Here is a 16,637-nt window from a genome sequence, read left to right as displayed (position 1 = left end):
AGTTGTTCTCGGTAGCGTGTCCGAGCGGCCGAAGGAGCTCGCCTCGAAAGCGAGTGTGGCGCAAGTCACCGAGGGTTCAAATCCCTCCGCTACCGCAGGTGAATGAGGGGTTGGCTCCAACTGGAGCCAACCCCTCATCGCGTTCCGTCTCAGTTCGCCCTGACAGCCAAAGCGACTGTGCCAACTGGGCCCCCTCAGACTCACGCCGGCCACACCCTCCCCTGCGAAGAGGTCCACGATGCAACCAAGGCGTGGAATCACCCACAGGTAGGGGTCGACGAGCCGGTGTCTCGCCGACCACGTACGTAACAACCGCTGACCTGCACAGAGTTGATTCTTGAGCGACGTCAAAGTACGTGCGCGGCAGATGAATTGCGGAATTCCCCACAGCCCGCTGTATCGTCCTGGTTACTCCTTCCGGGGACAACGGCCGCACCTTCCAGCTGGGGGCGCGGACGCGCCCCCAGTAGTGCGGGGGTAATTCCCCGCTTCCCGGCCTCACAAGGCCAAGAAGGAGGCCGATCTTGAAGCTGCTTCAGTGGCTGAAGGATCGGTGGCGAGACCATGTACGCCCGCATGTCTCCTCGGAGCGTGTGAGCGCGACCTGCGAGGTCTTCCTCGTAATCGCGTGGCTCTACGAGCGCGGACTGTGGTCTTAGAACACGTGAGCCCCGACTGAGTGATCAGCCAGGGCTCACAACGCCACCAAAGCCTCGCCCTCGTAGTCCGCAGGAGGCAACCTGCGGGGGGGCGAGGTCTGGCCGTCTTGGCGAACGCTACCAGTTTGGTAGCCAGCATTTGAACGCTGTGGTTCGTGAATACGATTCGCGGAAGCCATCCAAAGTCGTTCGATGGAACTTCACGCCGATCATTTCGACGAACCAATTACGTGACGCCAAAAATACGTTACAGCCCGGTACAGCAAGAAGAATCGCTGGTCAGGCCGCCGGGTTCGCCCTGTCCCGCTTCCAGATGAGTCCGCCGGACTCCTTGGCGAGCCTGTGCGGCGCGCGGAGGCGGCGCACCTTGGCCCCGGATATCGCGCCACTCGCATCCGACAGCACTGCTAGCATTGAAAGCAACCCGAGGGGAGTAATCATGGCGAATCTGACGATCCGGGGACTGGACGACACAACCCACGCGCGGCTGCGCATGCAGGCCGCGCGGCACGGCCGGTCGATGGAGGCTGAGGTGCGTGCGATTCTCAGCGAGCAGCTCGCGCCCGACAGCTCCTCCCGCCCACTGGGATCTCGCATCCGTGAGCGATTCACCGGGCTGGGCGGAGAGGAGCTGGAACTGCCTACTCGGCAGGATGCGCCGCGCTCGGCGGTCTTCGAATGATCATCCTCGACACCAACATCCTGTCGGAGCTGGTGAAGCCGGTTCCGGAGCAGCGGGTCATCGACTGGCTCGACAGCCTTGTACCTGATGAGGTCACGACGACTGCGGTGACTGCTGCAGAGCTTTGGTACGGCGTACGTCGACTGCCGGACGGCAAGCGCAAGGCGGAGCTTGTCGCAGGCATCGATGCGATGCTGTTCGAGGACCTCGGCGGACGCATCGAAGTGTTCGACTCGGCTGCGGCCACTCGGTACGCGGACATCGTCCTGGCCCGAGAGAGGCTCGGTCGCCCGATCGCCACCGCTGACGCACAGATCGCGGCGATCTGCGCCCGACGCAAGGCGACGCTGGCGACCAGGAACATCAAGGACTTCGAGGGCACTGGTGTCACGCTGGTGAATCCTTGGAACGACGCCACGACGCCACGCGTCTGACCGTGCCGGACCTGTTGAAAACTCGGTCAATTCCCCTGATCCGTACGATCAATACGATGAAATGCTTGGCGCGAAAGCTACACTCGCGGCCGGTAGCCAGGGGGATCCAAGTCGCAGGGGAGGCGCGGTGGCGGTGCAGGCCAAGAAGATCGCCGTCTACGTGCTCGTCGTGTTCGTGCTGTACGTGATCATCACGGACCCGGCCAGGGCGGCGGACTACGTCCAGCTAGGGTTCGAGGGCATATCCAACGCGGCGAAGGCCATCGGGGACTTCTTCACGTGGCTCGCCGACGGGGCCAAGTAGCCGCTCTGCCTTCTTGGGAGCGTCCGATGATCCGCCACCTGGTCCTGTTCAAGCTCAACGACGGTGTCACGCGCGAGGACGAGCGCGTGGTGGCCGGGGAGGCCGCGTTCCGGGCGCTGCCGGGGCAGATCGAGGACGTCGAGTTCTGGGAGCTCGGCTGGAACCTCTCCGACCGGCCGATCGCGTACGACTTCGCGATCAACTCGTCGTTCGCGGACGCGGAGGCGCTGAAGCGGTACGCCGAGCACCCCGCGCACCAGGCCGGGGTGGCGCTGTGGCGTGAGTTCGCGACGTGGGTCGTCGCCGACTACACCTTCTGAAAGTGCCATTCATCCCTCAACACGGCGTTATGCGGTGCTTGCACACAGTGGTGATGTCTTGTGATGCTATGACCGCTTTTGACGGATGAACGGCGGATGAAGAGGTGGCGTTGCCCGTGTCGGCCAGTACTGCGCCACCCCAAGCGGATGAGGAAACGGTTCCCGAGGCCCCCGAAGCCCCGGAGCTCTCCGAGAGACAGCGCCGGGGTGCGGACACCCGGGCCCTGACGACCGTCCTCTTCGGCCAGCTCAAGGAGTTGCCGCCGGGTACGCCGGAGCACCGCCGGGTGCGTACGGCGCTCATCGAGGCGAATCTCCCGCTCGTGCGCTACGCCGCCGCACGGTTCCGCTCCCGCAACGAACCGATGGAGGACGTCGTCCAGGTCGGGACGATCGGTCTGATCAACGCGATCGACCGCTTCGACCCCGACCGGGGCGTCCAGTTCCCGACGTTCGCGATGCCGACGGTCGTCGGCGAGATCAAGCGGTACTTCCGCGACAACGTGCGCACCGTCCACGTACCCCGCCGCCTCCACGAGCTGTGGGTGCAAGTCAACGGCGCGACGGAGGATCTGACCACCGCGTACGGCCGTACCCCCACCACCGCCGAGATCGCCGAGCGGCTGCGGATCGGGGAGGACGAGGTGCTGTCCTGCATCGAAGCCGGCCGCTCGTACCACGCGACCTCCCTGGAGGCCGCGCAGGAGGGCGACGGGCTGCCTGGGCTGCTCGATCGGATCGGGTACGAGGATCCCGCGCTGGACGGCGTCGAGCACCGCGACCTCGTACGGCACCTGCTCGTGCAGCTGCCGGAGCGGGAGCAGCGGATCCTGTTGCTCCGTTACTACAGCAATCTCACCCAGTCGCAGATCAGCGCCGAGCTGGGGGTCTCGCAGATGCACGTGTCCCGGCTGCTCGCCCGGTCCTTCCAGCGGCTGCGGTCCGCCAACCGGATCGAGGCGTAGATCCTCCCGGTTCTGGGAATCGTAAGCAGGATCGATACGTCACCGTCACGAGCGAATCGTCCCGACGGCCCTTTTGGGGCCGATTCGGGCTGAGACCTCGTCATACACCGTCTGTGCAGGGGTGTTTCGTCAGTCACATGTCGACATGTCACTACAGCGTGTTGCCGACATGTGACATTCTGCCGGAAGCGCGTTTGCCGAGGCTTCGGCTCCGGTATTCAGGTGAAGGCCGACGTTCCACCCGGAGCGCCAGCCCCGACCGTCCCGCGACCCAAAGGGGGTGGCATGTCCGCAGACCAGGGCAGCTCGAAGGTGCTCACGCTCGAGAAGAGCGCGTCCGCGCCCGCCGTGCCCGCCGAGCCGGACCCGCTCGACGACGTCACGGCCGACGTCCCGGCACTCACCGCCGGACCGGCTCCGGCGCTTCCCGCCCCCACGGAGGCGATCGACACCCGGACCCTGTCCCGCTCCCTGTTCCTGCGGCTCGCCGCGCTCGACGAGGACAGCCCTGAGCGTCCGTACGTCCGTGACACGCTCATCGAACTCAACCTGCCGCTCGTGCGGTACGCGGCTGCTCGCTTCCGGTCGCGCAACGAGCCGATGGAGGACATCGTCCAGGTCGGCACGATCGGGCTGATCAAGGCGATCGACCGGTTCGACTGTGAGCGTGGGGTTGAGTTTCCGACCTTCGCCATGCCTACCGTCGTCGGCGAGATCAAGCGGTTCTTCCGGGACACGTCCTGGTCGGTCCGTGTGCCTCGGCGGCTTCAGGAGCTGCGACTTGCTCTGACCAAGGCCAGTGACGAGCTGTCTCAGCGGCTCGATCGGTCTCCTACCGTGCCTGAACTCGCCGCCGTTCTCGGGGTGTCCGAGGAAGACGTCGTCGATGGGCTTGCCGTCGGGAACGCGTACACGGCGTCGTCTTTGGACTCGCCCGCTCCCGAAGACGACGGTGGCGAAGGGTCGTTGGCGGATCGGCTTGGGTACGAGGACACGGCGCTTGAGGGCGTCGAGTACCGGGAGTCCCTGAAGCCGCTGCTTGCGAAGCTGCCGCCTCGTGAGCGCCGGATCATCATGCTTCGCTTCTTCGCGAACATGACTCAGTCGCAGATCGGGGAAGAGGTCGGGATCTCGCAGATGCACGTTTCGCGGTTGCTCACGCGGACGTTGGCTCAGCTGCGGGATGGGCTCATCTCTGACTGACGGTTTTTTGCAGGGCAGTTGGCCGCCGAGGGGTTCTTCGGCGGCCTTGCTGTTTTTCTAGGCTCTGGTGATCGTCGCGGCTACGAGGCTGATGACGCTGGTGGCCGTGAGGAGGATCGTCCACAGGGTGGGGGCGAACTTGGGGGTGGGGAGCGGGGGTTGGGGGGTGTGGGGTGGGGGTGCGATGCGGGGTGGGGGTGTTGCGTAGGTCGGGGGGACCTGGGTGATCTGGCTGGGGTGGGGGCGGTAGGTCACTTGGGGTGCGCCTGCGTGTGGTGGCGGCGGAGGAGGACGTTCGCGTCTGTGGCCGCGCTGTAGTCCTTGGACTTGTGGGCCGTCCTGCGGAGGGTGGCGAGTTCGTCGCAGGTGGGGCAGTCGGGGTACGGGCGCGGGGGTGCGCTGAGGTCGATCGCCGGCTCCAACGGGGGGTTCTTCGCGGGGTCGTTGCGGGTGAGGTGGTTCGCGGCCTTCACGCCGGCGCTCAGGCGCTCCTTGTCCGTCGCCGGGCGCAGGGTCTTGGGGTCGGCCTGCCACTCGGTGCCGCCGCCGACGGGGCGGAGCATGGCGTACTTGCCGAGGAGGGCCTGGTATTCGCCGACCTTGTCGAGGGCGGGGTCGTAGAGGAGGGTTCCGGGTTCCATGGGTTTCTGTCCTTTCGCCCAAGTTCTATACGGAATGCGGCAGTTGTAATACTCTGCGTATTCCTGGGTAGTACGAGGATGGCCCACGGGAGATGGCCGTACGGGTCGAATCGGGTCTGGTGCACCGCTTCTTGGGTTCGTGCACCACTTAGGACGGAGGGGACAGGGATGGCGCGGAGGCGTCCGGTCACGGGGATGAGCCAGGAACCTCGGGAGCGGTTCCGGCAGGTGATCAAGGAGCACCGGGAGAAGCGCAAGCTGAGCTTCAGGGAGTTGGCGAAGAGGCTGGGGTGGGATCAGTCGCTGCTGAGCAGGCTGGAGAGCGGGGCGACGATCGGGAGTCCTCAAGTCGCCATCGGGCTCGACACGTTCTACGGGACGACGCCGCTCATCTTGACGTTGTGGGAGCTGGCGGCTGCGGACAAGCAACAGTTCAGGCCGCAGTACCGGCCGTACATGGAGCACGAGGCGAAGGCGGTCGCCCTGTCGCAGTTCTCGCCGACCAGGCTGCCGGGGTTGCTTCAGACGGAGGCGTACGCACGGGAGGCGCTCTCAGCGGGTGGCTTCGAGGGGGAGGAGTTGGAGCAGCAGGTCGAAGCTCGCATAGGTCGCCAGGCCATCCTCGAGTCGGAGGATCCACCCGTGTTCCGCACGGTCCTCTCCGAGGCGTCCCTCCGGAATTCGCTGCGTGATCCAGCCGCGTGGCGCGAGCAGTTGGAGAGTTTGCTGGAGGTGTCCGAACTCCCGAACGTCACCATCCGGGTGCTGCCGTTCGGCGTCGGACTGCACGGTCTGGACACCACCGACGTGATGCTCCTGCGGCTCCTGGACGGGAGGACCGTGGCCTACGTGGAGAACGACCTAGACGGCGATGTGGTCGAGAAAACCAGCGAGGCCGAGTACCTCTTCCGTGCATATGATGCCGTGTGCGACCTGGCACAAACGCCTGCCGAGTCGCGCGCGTTCATCTTGCGGCTGTTGGAGGAAGTACCGTGCGATCCGTCGACCTGACCAACCTCTCGTGGCGCAAGAGCAGTTACAGCAACTCCACCGGCGGCAACTGCCTCGAAGTCTCCGCCGACCTGCTGAACATGGCCGACTGGCACAAGAGCAGCTACAGCAACTCAACTGGCGGCGACTGCCTCGAATTCGCCCCCAACCTCCCCTCCCTCGTCCCCGTCCGCGACAGCAAAGCCCCCACCCTCGGCGCCCTCCTCTTCACCGCCGCCTCCTGGAACACCTTCGTCGACTCGGTCAAGTGACCCGGACCTACGTCCTCGACGGCACCCAGATCCACACCCTCGACGACTTCTGGCACACCCTCGGCTCCGCCATCAACGGCCCCGGCGGCTACTTCGGCCGCAACCTCGACGCCCTCGTCGACTGCCTGCGCGGCGGCTTCGGTACGCCCGACGACGGCGACTACGTCATCGAGTGGCACCACCACGACGTATCCCGCGAACACCTCGGCCACCGGGAAACGGCCCGCCAGCTGGAACTCCGCCTCGCCCGCTGCCACCCCACGAACCGCCCCTCAGTCCTCGCGGACCTCACGGCGGCCAGAGAGGGCCGGGGCGAGACCGTGTACGACTGGCTCCTGACCATCTTCGAGGACCACGCACCCGGCGTACTGCGGCTGCGGTGAGGTCAGGACGGCCGGGCGGTGACGATCAGCGTCCCCAAGGCCCCCTCCTCCCGGTTCGGCCACACCCGCGCCCTCACGCCAGTGAACCCGTGCCGCTTCAGGATGTCCGTCCACTGCTCCGCGCTGTACTGCCAACGGCACACGGTCAGTTCGCGCTCCCGACCCTCCAGCCACCTCCCACCCATCCGCTGCGCGCCGTACTGACCGGCGACGGGCTCCCGGTGGGAGAACGCGAACGTACCGGCGGGAGCCAGGCGTTGACGTACGAGAGGGAACAACTCGTCGGGGTCGACAAACCACACCGCACCCCACGTCGAGTAGATCGCGTCGAACTGCCTTGTCCCGTCGGCGAGATACGCGCACGCCTCCGCATGGATGAACGTCAACTCCGCAACGTGGGACCAGAACCGACGAGCCCTGTCGACCTGGACTCCGGAAAAGTCCACGGCGACGACTTCCGTACCGCCGCTCGCGAGATACGCGGCGTTCTCCCCCTCCGCCGGACCCAGGTCCAGCGCCGTCGCAGGGGAGTTGAGAAGTTCCGCGCCGGGACCGCCGTCGTCCGATCCGGTCCAGTCGAAGCGCTGCGCCGCAGGGGGTTCCTGGAGAGCTGGACGGTACCTGTCCCAGTACTCGGGCGGGGTGGTGGGAGCTGAGCCGGACACGGGATGCCTCCGGGAGTCATGTGGCTTGGTGGAGCGCCAAGTTACTCCCGTGACCTCCGCTGTGGGAGCGAATACCGCTATCCGCTCGTAGCCGGGCAAAAAGGTGCCCGGAGACGCGGTGTGCGCCTCCAGGCGTGGGGGAATCCGACCGGCCTGCCTTTCAGTGGCACTCCTCCCCGGGACGGCACGGACCGCACTTGGCGTAGTCCGCCTCCCACAACTTCCAGTCCACGGCGAAGCCGTTGTCCGCGATGATCCGGGCGGTGCGCTCCACGGAGCCGTCGTACTTGAAGGCGATCTCCGGGATGTGCTCCAGGAAGCGGCCGTCGAAGTCCCTGGCGCAGAACTCCCGGTAGTTGCGGGTGTCGAGGATGAACACGTGCACGGCGATGTCCACGATCCGGCCGCAGCACATCTCTAACCCCTGACCCCACTTCTCGATCGCGGTGATCAGATAGGAGATCGCGGCGCCGAACAGCCGGGTGGCCATCACCTCGTCGAACGGGTGGTCCCGCATGAGGAGTTGGATCTCACGGTCCCAGACCTCCGGGGCGACGTACTGCCTGGGGTCTCGTGGTTCGACGGCGGTAGCCGTCGGCTCGGGCGCGGTCAATGTCATGGCGTGCTCCTCCCGATCGGGCTCGACGAGTGCCAGCCTGCTCCCGAGGGCGGTCCAGCCGTGGCCGCCGTCCTCGGGCAACGCCGTCACGACACCGGTGCGCTCGCTTCCGGTGTCGTACGCGAGATCCCCGCGCCGGGGCTTCCGGCGCGGGCCGGGGACAGGGCTGGTGCTTCCTGCCGTCATGCTTCGAAAGCTAGGAGCGCAACTGCTGGCGCGTGGAGGCTCGTTCGGCGTACACGATCTTCCGGAGGGTGGCCCTGGCGATGGGGTGGTTCCGTACGAGCTGAGGAGCGATCCGCTCGGCCTCACGGAGTTCGGTGAGCGCCTGACGCCGGTTGCCGTCCCATAGGTGCGCTCGCGCGAGGTCCATGCGGTGATGGCCGCGCCGGGAGTTCGGCAGTGCTTCGAGCCGGCCGGGGTCGGCGTCGCGGTTCAGGCGCAGCGCCTGGCGCTGGTCGCTCATCTCCAGCGCCACGTTGATGCTGTGGACGGTCACGTTCCCGGACGAGAAGGTCAGGGAGTGCCGGTCCGCCACCGGAGCGGGTTCCTGGTCCGTGCGGTCGGCGGCCTGCCTCGCCAGCGCTATCCGGTGCTCGGCCTCGGGGCGGTTGTTCGCCCGTGCCGCCGAGACGGCCGCGCGCAGTTGGAGGCTCCCCCAGGCGCGGACGGCGAGAGGGCGGCCCGCCTCGTACTCCGCCTCGATCCCCCGTAGCGCCTTGTCCGCCAAGGCGATCGCGTCGGACCAGTCGGCCGTCGCCCACATGTCCCACACGCGCATCCAGTCGGCCACAGCGGGCAGTACGGGGTCTCCGGACAGACGGGACGCCCATGCCGCCCGCTCGCACGTCGCCGCGATCAGCTCCGGGTGGCCGAGGGAGTGCGCGGCGGTGTGCGCGAACTTGCAGCACACCGCGTAGATCCCGAACGCCTCTTCCCGCTCGTGTCCCCGCGACCTGTCGGCCAGCGCATGCGCCTCCCGGAAGAAGTCCGGCAGGCTCCGCAGGACGGCGATGTTCGCGGCGGCGTCCCGGAGCCGGTGCAGGCGGGTCATGTCCGCCCACAGCTCCGCCGACGTACGCGGGGTGCCGTCGAACACCGGGGTGAGGTCGTAGCGGCGCAGTTCCCGCAGGATCGACGCGGCGGCCGGCTGCCACCGCTCGTCGGACGAACTCCCCAGGTAGGGACGGGAGATCAGATCATTGGGGTGGCAGTGCAGGGCCGCCGCGATGGAGTTGACGAGTCCGGCCCGGTCAAGTTCGATCCGCCCCTTCTCGACCCGGGACACCCATCCCTGCGTCTTTCCCACCGCCACCGCGAGATCGGCCTGCGGCATCCCCAGACCGAGGCGACGCCGTTTGATCCGCAGGCCGATGGCCTCCTGCTCCTCCAACTCATACGCCATGACCGAACCGTCCGATTCCGTGGAGTCGAGCCTCTGCCGGAACGGTACCCGCGTCCGGACGACCGCAGCAGGCCGTACGTGGTCCTTCCCGTTCGAGCCTCGGCCCGGGGCAGGCCGTACAGAGCATCCCGCCCGGGGTCCCCGACCCGTACGCGCAGCAGCGTGACCGTACCGACCTGACCGTCCTGCCGGGCGGCAACGACAGCGCGACGTTTCCGGCTAAACGGCGTCCTGCCGCGCCAGCCATTCCGTGATCGCCCGGTTCGTCTCTTCCGGCTTCTCCTGTTGGATCCAGTGACCGCAGTCCAGGCTGACCACGTCCACCCGGGGCACGAACTCCGCCAGTTTCTCCGACCGTTGGATCACATCCCGGGCGCCGTAGATCATCAGCGCGGGCTGCCGGACCACCGGATCCACGTCCGCCAGCACGTGCCAGTTGCGGTCGAGGTTCCGGTACCAGTTCACGCCGCCCGTGAACCCTGACGATGCGAACGCGGAGACGAAGAAGGCCAGTTCGCCGTCGCTCATCACGGGCTCACCGAGCGGTGTCTCCGCTCTGGCGAGATCGATCAGCGCCATGCCCGGCCGGGGTTCCCTGGGGGGCTCGTTCTTTCGGTACAGGTTGCGGAGGAACCGGTGGGGGTTCTCGTCGAACACGGCGTCCGCGACGCCTGGTCGCCGGTTGAAGTGGACGAAGTAGAAGTCGCCGCCGAACATCTCTTCCATGGAATCGATCCAGGGCTTCTCGCCACGTTCCTGGTAGGGCAGGCTCAGGTTGATCACTCTGTTCACACGGTCCGGGTGCAGCAGGGCCAGCCCCCAGACGACCATGGCACCCCAGTCGTGGCCGACGAAGGTGGCGTCGTCGTATCCGTAGTGATCGAGAAGTCCGACGAGATCACCGGACAGGTGCTCGATGTCGTACGCCGCCACGTCGGCCGGACGGGACGAATTCCCGTACCCCCGCTGGTTCGGGACGATGACGTGGTAGCCCGCCGCGACCAGGGCGGGCACCTGGTAGCGCCAGGAGAAGGCGTGCTCCGGCCAGCCGTGGCACAGGACGACGGGCTTTCCCGCGTTCTGCCGGCCCGCTTCGAACACTTCGAGTTCCACGCCGTTGACCGGGACGAGGGTGGGCTCGGGAAAGTCTGCTGGATCGAACGTCGATGAAGTCATGCCGTCATCCTGGCGACCGAAACCGGTCACCCCATGACCGGTTTCCGTGGAAATGTTGCCTCCGTGCGAACCGACCGGCTGGTGGCCGTCCTCCTTCTGCTGCAACGGCGTGAGCAGGTGACGGCGGCGGAGGTCGCCCGGGAACTGGAGGTCTCCGAGCGCACCGCCCGCCGCGACCTCGACGCCCTGGCCATGGCCGGGGTGCCGGTGTACTCCGTGCAGGGGCGGGGCGGCGGCTGGCGCCTCGTGGGCGGCGCCCGTACCGATCTGTCCGGGCTGACCGCGGGTGAGGCCCGCGCCCTGTTCCTGGTCGCCGGTCCGGCCTCGGCCGCGACGCCCGCCGTGAAGGCGGCTCTGCGCAAGCTCGTCCAAGCCCTGCCGGAGCCCTTCCGGGGGCAGGCCGAGGCAGCGGCGGCGGCGCTGGTCGTGGACCCGCAGCGGTGGGGGGCGAGCCGGGTCGAGCACCGGCCGCCCCGCTTCCTCGACGCGCTCCAGGACGCGGTGATCCGTGGCGTCCAGGTACGGCTCGGCTACGTCGACGGCAAGGGCGCCGAGACCGAGAGGACCGTCCACCCGCTGGGCATCGTCGCCAAAGGTCCGTCGTGGTACCTCGTCTCCGACACCGAGGCCGGGCGGCGGACCTTCCGCATCGACCGCGTGTCGTCCGCCGACCCGACCGGCGAACCCGTGCGCCGGCCCGAGGACTTCGACCTCGCCGCGAGCTGGCGCGAGATCGCCGACGCGGTCGACCGTGGGCGGATGCCCCTCGAGATCCAGGCGGTCTGCGTGCCCCACGGGATCGGCCTGCTCCGGCTGGCGCTCGGCAACCGGCTCCAGGTGGGGGGCGCCACGGCCGACGGCCGCATCGAGGTGCTGATCCGTGGCTACGACGAGTCCACGCTCGCCGGGGAACTCTCCGGGCTGGTCGCGTGGGTCGACGTGACCGGGCCTGCGGGTGTGCGGGACCAGTTGGCCGCGATCGGGCACGCGCTCGTCGAGCGGTACGACTGAGACGTCCCACGGTGCCGTCGCCGCTACCTCCCGAGGAACTCCCCCAGCACCGCGCCGACTTCACCCGGCGCGTCCATCGCGATGAGGTGTGCCGCGTTCGTGAACTCCACGAGTTCGGCGCCGGGGATCTCGGCCGCGTACCTGCGCGCGATGTCCTGGAAGTCGGGGACGTCCAGCTTGCCGAGGGCCATCAGGGTGGGTACGGAGACGGTGGTGAGGTCTCCGGTGCCGGGGCCCTGGGAGTGCTCGCCCACGACTTCCTGGTTCGCCAGCAACGTCCTTAGAGGGCCCCGCAGTTGCTCCGCCAGCCCCTCCCCGACCTCGTCCCAACTCCGCGCGGGACCCCGCAGCCACATGTCCAGGTCGAGCTGCACAGCCGCGTCGAGGTCACCCGCCTCCAGCGCCGCCGTCTCCGCCGCGTCGTACGCGATCATCTCCGCCGACCAGTCGTACCCCGGCCAGGGCGCCGTCAGCATCGCCAGTTCCTGTACGCGGTCCGGATACGCCAACGTGAAGTCCAGGGCCACCCGGCCTCCCCAGGACGCGCCTACGAGGCGTACGCGGCCGTATCCGAGGTGGTCCAACAGCCGCGCCAGGTCGTCCACTTCGCGGAACGAACCGGTCGGGGGCGCGGACTCCCCGAACCCACGAAGGTCGTACCGCACCACGGCGTACCGCTCCGCGAGCGCGGGCACGACGGCGTCCCACATCCGGTGATCGGCGACACCGGCGTGCACGAGCACGACGGGTGGGCCGTCGCCGGTCACGTCGTAGGCGAGGTGTCCTAGGGCGTCGTGGAGTTGCTGCATGCAGGGATGATCTCAGGCCTGGTCGAGGGCCTCGATCGCGCGGAGGATGAGGGCGCGGGCCTCGGGGCCGTAGACGGCCATGCTGCGGAGGTGCTCGAACGCCTTCAAGTAGAGGGTTGTTTCGGCGGGTTGGGTGATGCGGACGCGGGCGGAGATCAGCTCTACGGACACGAGTTTGTCGTCGTAGACGTGAAACGTTTCTCGTGGCCATTGGAGCCGGTCCCGGACCGTGAACGGGATGATGCCCAGCGAGACCTGGGGAAGTGTTCCCGCCGTGAGCAGATAGCCCAACTGCGCCGCCATAGTGTCCTCGTCCCCGATCTGGTGGCGCAGGACCTCTTCCTCGACCACGAACACGAACCGGCGTCCCGGCTCATGGAGCACTCGGGAGCGTTCGATGCGGGCACGGGCGGCTTCCTCGCTGTCGTCCACCGGGAGTTCGTGGAAGCGCGCGGAGATGCGCAGCACAGCGGCGGCGTACCCCTCGGTCTGAAGGAAACCGGGCACCAGTGTGGACGAGTAGACGCGGAAGAGACGGCTCTCCCGGAACAACTTGGCCGAGCTGCCCTGGAGTTGCTTCAGCCCGCTGCGCATCTGGTGACGCCACTCCGTGTACAGCGACTCCGCGTGCAGGGACTGGGTTATCAGGTCGTCCGCCTGGTCCTGCGCCTCACAGGCGGTCGCCCAAGCACGAATGTCCTTGGGCGACGGGGCAGTCAGGGCGTTCTCGATACGGGACGTCTTCGCGTGGTGCCAGCCGCACCGCGCGGCCAGTTCAGCGACCGTCAGCCCCGCCTCTTTGCGAAGGCCACGAAGCCGTCGGGCGACGGCCTCGCGTGCGGCCTGGGCGGAAGAGGACGGAGAGGAGGGCATGAACTGGCCTGTACGGTCGGAAACCTCAGCGGATCTTGTACTCGCTGTGGGGGATGGCGCGCGACCATACCGCCTCGAAGGCGTCCACGCACAATTTCGCCGCCTCGGGGTTGTCCACCCAGATCTCGGGGCCGAGTGAGGCGCCTTCGCCCGAGAAGTGGTTCCAGTAGACGACCTTCTCGTCGAACACCCAGAAGTCGTTCCCGGGCAGCGCGATGTCGGACGCCTGGCGCCGGGGCAGCCAGCGCACCACCTCACCGGCGGCCACGTTCGTGAACGTGCCGCTGTGGAGGAACCGCGTGTACTCGCTGACCGGCTCCGAGACGATCCGCGCCCTGCGCATGACCACGCCCCGGTTCACGGTCCCCTGGACGAGGTCGAGCCAAGGACGCCACCACGTGGACCGGTCGGCGTCGGGGTTACGCCCGTTGCCCGCCTTCCAGTCCGCGAAGGGGCCCTTCTCGTAGTCGACGTTGTAGGAGTCCCTCATCTCCAGGTGCACGGCTGAATGCTGTGCGCTCCGGAGATACTTCTCAAACTTCTCCGCGTTCGAGGACATCGCACGCCTCCCTCAACATGTCGATCATGCTCGCCGGAACACGGACTACGCCCTCGTGGTCCGGAATCCCCTTCGCGTGACCCGGCACCTCGTACGCGGCGCACTCCGCTTCGAGCGCCTCGTCGGGCTTCCAGCCCTGTACGACGATCTCCCGCTTCTCCTGGTCGACCCAGAGGGTCGGACTGTCGTGGTCACCGGTGTTCGGGTCGATCCCGATGAACAGCAAAGGCATGTCCGCCTCCATCACTGAGATGTGCGTTCTTGTGCACAAGATTCTCGACCAACTGCCTTCCACACAAGGCTAATTACCGGCCATGTTCCCTCGCGAGAGTGGCTCTCTGCACAACTATGCACATCGCTGGCGCCCGCTCACCCCGCCTCCCTACCGTCGTAACCCACCGGCTCAGAGGAGGCACCCCATGACCACCACCGCACTCCCCACCCGCACCGGCCGTTCCCTCGTCACCGACGCCGAGTTCGAGATGCTCGCCGCGTTCTGCGCCGACGAGTACACCCTCGACCGCCCCCTCGCGGAGCGGGTCGTCGACCAGGCCCTCGCCCTCGTCCACGTCATGGGCACCACCCGCGCCGGCGCCGAGATGGCCCCCTCCCAGCAGGTCGACCCCGGCTGGCACACCCTCGTCCTGCACACCACCTGGTACGCCGACTGGTGCCAGCGGACCTTCGGCTACTTCCTCCACCACGAACCGAACAGCAAGACCCGCACCCGCACCCTCATGAACGACGTCGCCACCCGCCTGCGCACCGCCGGATTCACCGTCGACGACCACCTCTGGGACACCACCGCCAACTGCAACCCGCCCGCCTGCTGCGGCGACGGCCCCTGCTGCTGACCCCCACCCCCACCCCAGCGGCCCGGCCACCCCCGCCGGGCCGCCCCCACCCCTGCCCGAACGGACACCCCACCGTGCCCACCCACCTCACCGCCACCAGCCGCGTGACCGTCTTCCCTCTGGAAACCCTCTCCGTCGCCTACACCACCCACTCCTCCGACACCCGGGGGCTGGGTGACGTCGGGCTGGTCGCCGTCCTCCACGACGAGTTGAGTGAGGGCGAGGAGTTGTGGAAGCTGGCCGAGCAGCTCGGGGGGCGTAACTCCCGGCAGGATCAGGCGAGATGGATCCTCACGCAGGCGTACCGGGCTCGGGTCGTGTCGTCGGGGGAGCAGCCGTGTGCGGCGTGGGTCGCCGTCGTCGGGCGGCGGTACGAACTTGGGGCGCTGTTCGCGAATCACGAGGTTCTGGTGACGGGGCGGATGAGGTTGGTGGGCCGGGTAGGGGGGTGATGCCGAGCGGGGTTCAGGACGTGATCGGAGCGGCGTTCACCGCACAGGAGCGGCGTTCACCACAGCGGCGGCGTTCGCCTCAGCCGCGTACCCCCCACACGACCAGGCCCGCGCCGTCCCGTTCGGGTTTCGGGAAGCGCGGGCCTGAGGTCGAGGGTGGGGTGGTCCCCCGTGGGGTTAGTTGAAAGCCAGCCACGCCACCGCCGCCACGACCACGACCACCGCCACGACGACGGCGATCAGGCCGACGCGAGGGCCGGAGGACGTGCTGGGGGTGGCCGCCGGGGACGACGCCTGGGGGGCGCCCTCGTCGACGAACGCGCGGAACATCTGGGTGCTGCCGGCGGGGTCGTAATTGCCCTGCGGGTTCTGGTTGTTAGCCATGCGTCGAGAGGTTAGCGAAGAGGGGGGTGGGGGCCCAAGCGGGGGTTCCCGCAGCAACGCCCGAGGGCAGGGGGCGCGGTGTGCTTCGTGAGGTGGCGGAGGAGGGGTGGTGGTCGGTCGGTGGAGGGTCGTGGCAGGGGGTGGGGGGCCATGACCCGTACGACACCCCCTCCCACCTGCACATTTACTCTCGCAATACTTGCCTTTGCCAAGTTTTTGTCAGCCTAACCGTCCTTTTGTTTGCCTGTAGCAACCAACGACTCTTACGGTTGCTCCAGGCAACGAAAGAGGGAGGCAGGGATGGCCAGGCAGGCGCAGTTCGCGGAGCTGGCGCGTCAGCTCAGCGCTTTCGGGGCCGTGAAGCGGGAGCTGGAGCGGATCCTGCCGCCGGACTGCCCCGCGGGGTCGACCGCCGTGCTGGGCCTGCTCGGGCGGTACGGCGAGATGCGGATGACGCACCTCGCGGAGCTGCTCTCGGTCGACATGTCCGTCAGCAGCCGCCACGTCGCCCACCTCGTGGACCGGGGCTGGATCGAGCGCGCCGCCGACCCCGCCGACAAGCGGTCCCGCATCCTGCGGCTCACCCCGGCAGGCCGCGCCAAGCTCGCGGAGCTGTCGCGGCGGAGCGAGGAACTGCTCGCCGAGCGGCTGGACGGCTGGTCCGCGAAGGACGTCGACCAGTTGACGCGGTTGCTGACGCGGATGCGCGCGGAGTTCGACTGCCGGCCGGGGCGGCAGGGCGCCGTACGGCCGGTGCGGGACGGTGAGCGGTACGCCGATGAGCCGGGGACCGGCGTCGGGAACCGGCAGGACGGTGACGTACGGCTCGTACGACCCGGCACGCCGGACTCCGACGGCCCTCGCCTCGGCGGCCCGGCCACCGGCAGCACCGGCCCCGGCGAGCCGCGTACCGGCAGCGCCGACCCCGGCGACCCCGCCACCGGCGTACCCCGCCCCGGCATCTCGGTCACCGGCAA

General features: G+C 68.0%; 23 protein-coding genes, 1 tRNA gene and 1 pseudogene. 14 read left to right on the top strand and 11 right to left on the bottom strand.

All coding sequences use genetic code 11. The features are described from left to right. The first annotated feature begins 10 nt into the window (after positions 1-10). The 7 genes from J8M50_RS03985 to J8M50_RS03955 all read left to right on the top strand — a co-directional run bounded on the left by J8M50_RS03985 (position 11) and on the right by J8M50_RS03955 (position 4,567). Positions 11-95: transfer RNA gene (locus J8M50_RS03985), tRNA-Ser, on the top strand. Between the two features lie 1,003 nt (positions 96-1,098). Then, entirely contained in the window at positions 1,099-1,341 is a 243-nt protein-coding gene (locus tag J8M50_RS03980; protein WP_010352274.1) for a FitA-like ribbon-helix-helix domain-containing protein, read from the top strand. Further along, positions 1,338-1,775: a type II toxin-antitoxin system VapC family toxin gene (locus tag J8M50_RS03975; RefSeq protein ID WP_010352276.1), complete on the top strand. Its 438-nt coding sequence runs from the start codon at positions 1,338-1,340 to the stop codon at positions 1,773-1,775. The genes J8M50_RS03980 and J8M50_RS03975 overlap by 4 nt, the downstream gene beginning before the upstream one ends. A 127-nt stretch (positions 1,776-1,902) precedes the next feature. Beyond that, positions 1,903-2,079: a hypothetical protein gene (locus tag J8M50_RS03970; protein WP_010352277.1), complete on the top strand. Its 177-nt coding sequence runs from the start codon at positions 1,903-1,905 to the stop codon at positions 2,077-2,079. Between the two features lie 26 nt (positions 2,080-2,105). Further along, the gene (locus J8M50_RS03965) at positions 2,106-2,399 is read left to right on the top strand and encodes a Dabb family protein (RefSeq protein WP_010352278.1); all 294 of its coding nucleotides are present in this window, start codon (positions 2,106-2,108) and stop codon (positions 2,397-2,399) included. 104 nt (positions 2,400-2,503) lie between these two features. Then, a complete protein-coding gene (locus J8M50_RS03960) occupies positions 2,504-3,364 on the top strand; it encodes an RNA polymerase sigma factor SigF (RefSeq protein WP_010352279.1) in 861 nt (286 codons plus the stop codon). Positions 3,365-3,649: 285 nt separating this feature from the next. Next, positions 3,650-4,567, top strand: a complete 918-nt coding sequence (locus J8M50_RS03955) for an RNA polymerase sigma factor SigF (RefSeq protein ID WP_010352280.1) — start codon at positions 3,650-3,652, stop codon at positions 4,565-4,567. Positions 4,568-4,624: 57 nt separating this feature from the next. Here the strand turns inward: J8M50_RS03955 and J8M50_RS03950 are convergent, their stop codons facing one another. Together J8M50_RS03950 and J8M50_RS03945 are read right to left on the bottom strand one after the other, a co-directional pair. Beyond that, the gene (locus J8M50_RS03950; RefSeq protein WP_141655557.1) at positions 4,625-4,822 is read right to left on the bottom strand and encodes a hypothetical protein; all 198 of its coding nucleotides are present in this window, start codon (positions 4,820-4,822) and stop codon (positions 4,625-4,627) included. Beyond that, positions 4,819-5,208 (bottom strand): hypothetical protein, encoded by a 390-nt coding sequence (locus J8M50_RS03945; RefSeq protein WP_010352281.1) that lies wholly within the window; start codon positions 5,206-5,208, stop codon positions 4,819-4,821. The genes J8M50_RS03950 and J8M50_RS03945 overlap by 4 nt, the downstream gene beginning before the upstream one ends. Positions 5,209-5,376: 168 nt before the next feature. Between J8M50_RS03945 and J8M50_RS03940 the strand changes: the two genes are divergently transcribed. From J8M50_RS03940 to J8M50_RS03930, 3 genes are read left to right on the top strand one after another with little or no spacing between them, the layout of a single operon-like run. Continuing rightward, the gene (locus J8M50_RS03940; protein ID WP_010352282.1) at positions 5,377-6,219 is read left to right on the top strand and encodes a helix-turn-helix domain-containing protein; all 843 of its coding nucleotides are present in this window, start codon (positions 5,377-5,379) and stop codon (positions 6,217-6,219) included. Next, on the top strand, positions 6,201-6,470 hold the full coding sequence (locus tag J8M50_RS03935) for a DUF397 domain-containing protein (protein ID WP_010352283.1): 270 nt from the start codon (positions 6,201-6,203) through the stop codon (positions 6,468-6,470). Before J8M50_RS03940 ends, J8M50_RS03935 begins: the two co-directional genes overlap by 19 nt. After that, positions 6,467-6,853 carry a barstar family protein gene (locus tag J8M50_RS03930; protein WP_010352284.1) on the top strand — a complete coding sequence of 129 codons (387 nt, stop codon included), beginning with the start codon at positions 6,467-6,469 and terminating at the stop codon, positions 6,851-6,853. The genes J8M50_RS03935 and J8M50_RS03930 overlap by 4 nt, the downstream gene beginning before the upstream one ends. A gap of 2 nt (positions 6,854-6,855) precedes the next feature. Here the strand turns inward: J8M50_RS03930 and J8M50_RS03925 are convergent, their stop codons facing one another. From J8M50_RS03925 to J8M50_RS03910, 4 genes are all read right to left on the bottom strand, one after another. Next, positions 6,856-7,518, bottom strand: a complete 663-nt coding sequence (locus J8M50_RS03925; protein ID WP_010352285.1) for a class I SAM-dependent methyltransferase — start codon at positions 7,516-7,518, stop codon at positions 6,856-6,858. A gap of 160 nt (positions 7,519-7,678) precedes the next feature. Beyond that, complete coding sequence (locus tag J8M50_RS03920; protein ID WP_010352286.1) at positions 7,679-8,323, bottom strand: glycine-rich domain-containing protein; 645 nt, start codon at positions 8,321-8,323, stop codon at positions 7,679-7,681. Positions 8,324-8,333: 10 nt separating this feature from the next. Further along, entirely contained in the window at positions 8,334-9,542 is a 1,209-nt protein-coding gene (locus J8M50_RS03915; RefSeq protein WP_010352287.1) for a helix-turn-helix domain-containing protein, read from the bottom strand. A gap of 219 nt (positions 9,543-9,761) precedes the next feature. Beyond that, positions 9,762-10,718 carry an alpha/beta fold hydrolase gene (locus tag J8M50_RS03910; protein ID WP_040835894.1) on the bottom strand — a complete coding sequence of 319 codons (957 nt, stop codon included), beginning with the start codon at positions 10,716-10,718 and terminating at the stop codon, positions 9,762-9,764. A 63-nt stretch (positions 10,719-10,781) separates the two neighbouring features. Here J8M50_RS03910 and J8M50_RS03905 point away from each other — a divergent pair, with 63 nt between their 5' ends. Then, positions 10,782-11,729 (top strand): helix-turn-helix transcriptional regulator, encoded by a 948-nt coding sequence (locus tag J8M50_RS03905; RefSeq protein WP_010352289.1) that lies wholly within the window; start codon positions 10,782-10,784, stop codon positions 11,727-11,729. A gap of 23 nt (positions 11,730-11,752) precedes the next feature. On the opposite strand, the gene J8M50_RS03900 is transcribed toward J8M50_RS03905, so the two are convergent. Genes J8M50_RS03900 through J8M50_RS03885 form a run of 4 tightly spaced genes read right to left on the bottom strand, consistent with a single transcriptional unit; the run spans position 11,753 to position 14,202 of the window. After that, a complete protein-coding gene (locus J8M50_RS03900; protein ID WP_010352290.1) occupies positions 11,753-12,538 on the bottom strand; it encodes an alpha/beta fold hydrolase in 786 nt (261 codons plus the stop codon). Positions 12,539-12,550: 12 nt separating this feature from the next. Further along, positions 12,551-13,411, bottom strand: a complete 861-nt coding sequence (locus tag J8M50_RS03895; protein ID WP_010352291.1) for a helix-turn-helix domain-containing protein — start codon at positions 13,409-13,411, stop codon at positions 12,551-12,553. A 25-nt stretch (positions 13,412-13,436) separates the two neighbouring features. Continuing rightward, complete coding sequence (locus J8M50_RS03890) at positions 13,437-13,970, bottom strand: DUF6879 family protein (protein WP_010352292.1); 534 nt, start codon at positions 13,968-13,970, stop codon at positions 13,437-13,439. Continuing rightward, positions 13,945-14,202 (bottom strand): hypothetical protein, encoded by a 258-nt coding sequence (locus J8M50_RS03885; protein WP_029183652.1) that lies wholly within the window; start codon positions 14,200-14,202, stop codon positions 13,945-13,947. The genes J8M50_RS03890 and J8M50_RS03885 overlap by 26 nt, the downstream gene beginning before the upstream one ends. A 187-nt stretch (positions 14,203-14,389) precedes the next feature. Between J8M50_RS03885 and J8M50_RS03880 the strand changes: the two genes are divergently transcribed. Together J8M50_RS03880 and J8M50_RS03875 are read left to right on the top strand one after the other, a co-directional pair. Then, entirely contained in the window at positions 14,390-14,824 is a 435-nt protein-coding gene (locus tag J8M50_RS03880) for a UCP032817 domain-containing protein (RefSeq protein ID WP_010352294.1), read from the top strand. A 74-nt stretch (positions 14,825-14,898) separates the two neighbouring features. Next, positions 14,899-15,276 (top strand): hypothetical protein, encoded by a 378-nt coding sequence (locus J8M50_RS03875; RefSeq protein WP_010352295.1) that lies wholly within the window; start codon positions 14,899-14,901, stop codon positions 15,274-15,276. A gap of 177 nt (positions 15,277-15,453) precedes the next feature. Here J8M50_RS03875 and J8M50_RS03870 read toward each other — a convergent pair whose 3' ends face one another. After that, positions 15,454-15,660 (bottom strand): hypothetical protein, encoded by a 207-nt coding sequence (locus J8M50_RS03870; RefSeq protein WP_010352296.1) that lies wholly within the window; start codon positions 15,658-15,660, stop codon positions 15,454-15,456. A 300-nt stretch (positions 15,661-15,960) separates the two neighbouring features. On the opposite strand from J8M50_RS03870, the pseudogene J8M50_RS03865 reads away from it, so the two are divergent. Further along, a pseudogene (locus tag J8M50_RS03865) lies at positions 15,961-16,431 on the top strand (MarR family winged helix-turn-helix transcriptional regulator); the annotation flags it as partial. Between the last annotated feature and the right edge of the window lie 206 nt (positions 16,432-16,637).

The organism is Streptomyces acidiscabies (assembly GCF_020010905.1).
Classification (GTDB): Bacteria; Actinomycetota; Actinomycetes; order Streptomycetales; family Streptomycetaceae; genus Streptomyces; species Streptomyces acidiscabies.
Note: the sequence above shows the minus strand (reverse complement) of the source record. Positions and strands in the feature narration are given on the sequence as shown.

Coding starts and splice junctions, on each gene's coding strand:
- J8M50_RS03975 (WP_010352276.1), top strand. CDS start 1,338: ATGATCATCCTCGACACCAACATCCTGTCGGAGCTGGTGAAGCCGGTT.
- J8M50_RS03870 (WP_010352296.1), bottom strand. CDS start 15,660: ATGGCTAACAACCAGAACCCGCAGGGCAATTACGACCCCGCCGGCAGC.
- J8M50_RS03900 (WP_010352290.1), bottom strand. CDS start 12,538: ATGCAGCAACTCCACGACGCCCTAGGACACCTCGCCTACGACGTGACC.
- J8M50_RS03980 (WP_010352274.1), top strand. CDS start 1,099: ATGGCGAATCTGACGATCCGGGGACTGGACGACACAACCCACGCGCGG.
- J8M50_RS03920 (WP_010352286.1), bottom strand. CDS start 8,323: ATGACGGCAGGAAGCACCAGCCCTGTCCCCGGCCCGCGCCGGAAGCCC.
- J8M50_RS03955 (WP_010352280.1), top strand. CDS start 3,650: ATGTCCGCAGACCAGGGCAGCTCGAAGGTGCTCACGCTCGAGAAGAGC.
- J8M50_RS03965 (WP_010352278.1), top strand. CDS start 2,106: ATGATCCGCCACCTGGTCCTGTTCAAGCTCAACGACGGTGTCACGCGC.
- J8M50_RS03945 (WP_010352281.1), bottom strand. CDS start 5,208: ATGGAACCCGGAACCCTCCTCTACGACCCCGCCCTCGACAAGGTCGGC.
- J8M50_RS03890 (WP_010352292.1), bottom strand. CDS start 13,970: ATGTCCTCGAACGCGGAGAAGTTTGAGAAGTATCTCCGGAGCGCACAG.
- J8M50_RS03910 (WP_040835894.1), bottom strand. CDS start 10,718: ATGACTTCATCGACGTTCGATCCAGCAGACTTTCCCGAGCCCACCCTC.
- J8M50_RS03880 (WP_010352294.1), top strand. CDS start 14,390: ATGACCACCACCGCACTCCCCACCCGCACCGGCCGTTCCCTCGTCACC.
- J8M50_RS03885 (WP_029183652.1), bottom strand. CDS start 14,202: ATGCCTTTGCTGTTCATCGGGATCGACCCGAACACCGGTGACCACGAC.
- J8M50_RS03895 (WP_010352291.1), bottom strand. CDS start 13,411: ATGCCCTCCTCTCCGTCCTCTTCCGCCCAGGCCGCACGCGAGGCCGTC.
- J8M50_RS03915 (WP_010352287.1), bottom strand. CDS start 9,542: ATGGCGTATGAGTTGGAGGAGCAGGAGGCCATCGGCCTGCGGATCAAA.
- J8M50_RS03940 (WP_010352282.1), top strand. CDS start 5,377: ATGGCGCGGAGGCGTCCGGTCACGGGGATGAGCCAGGAACCTCGGGAG.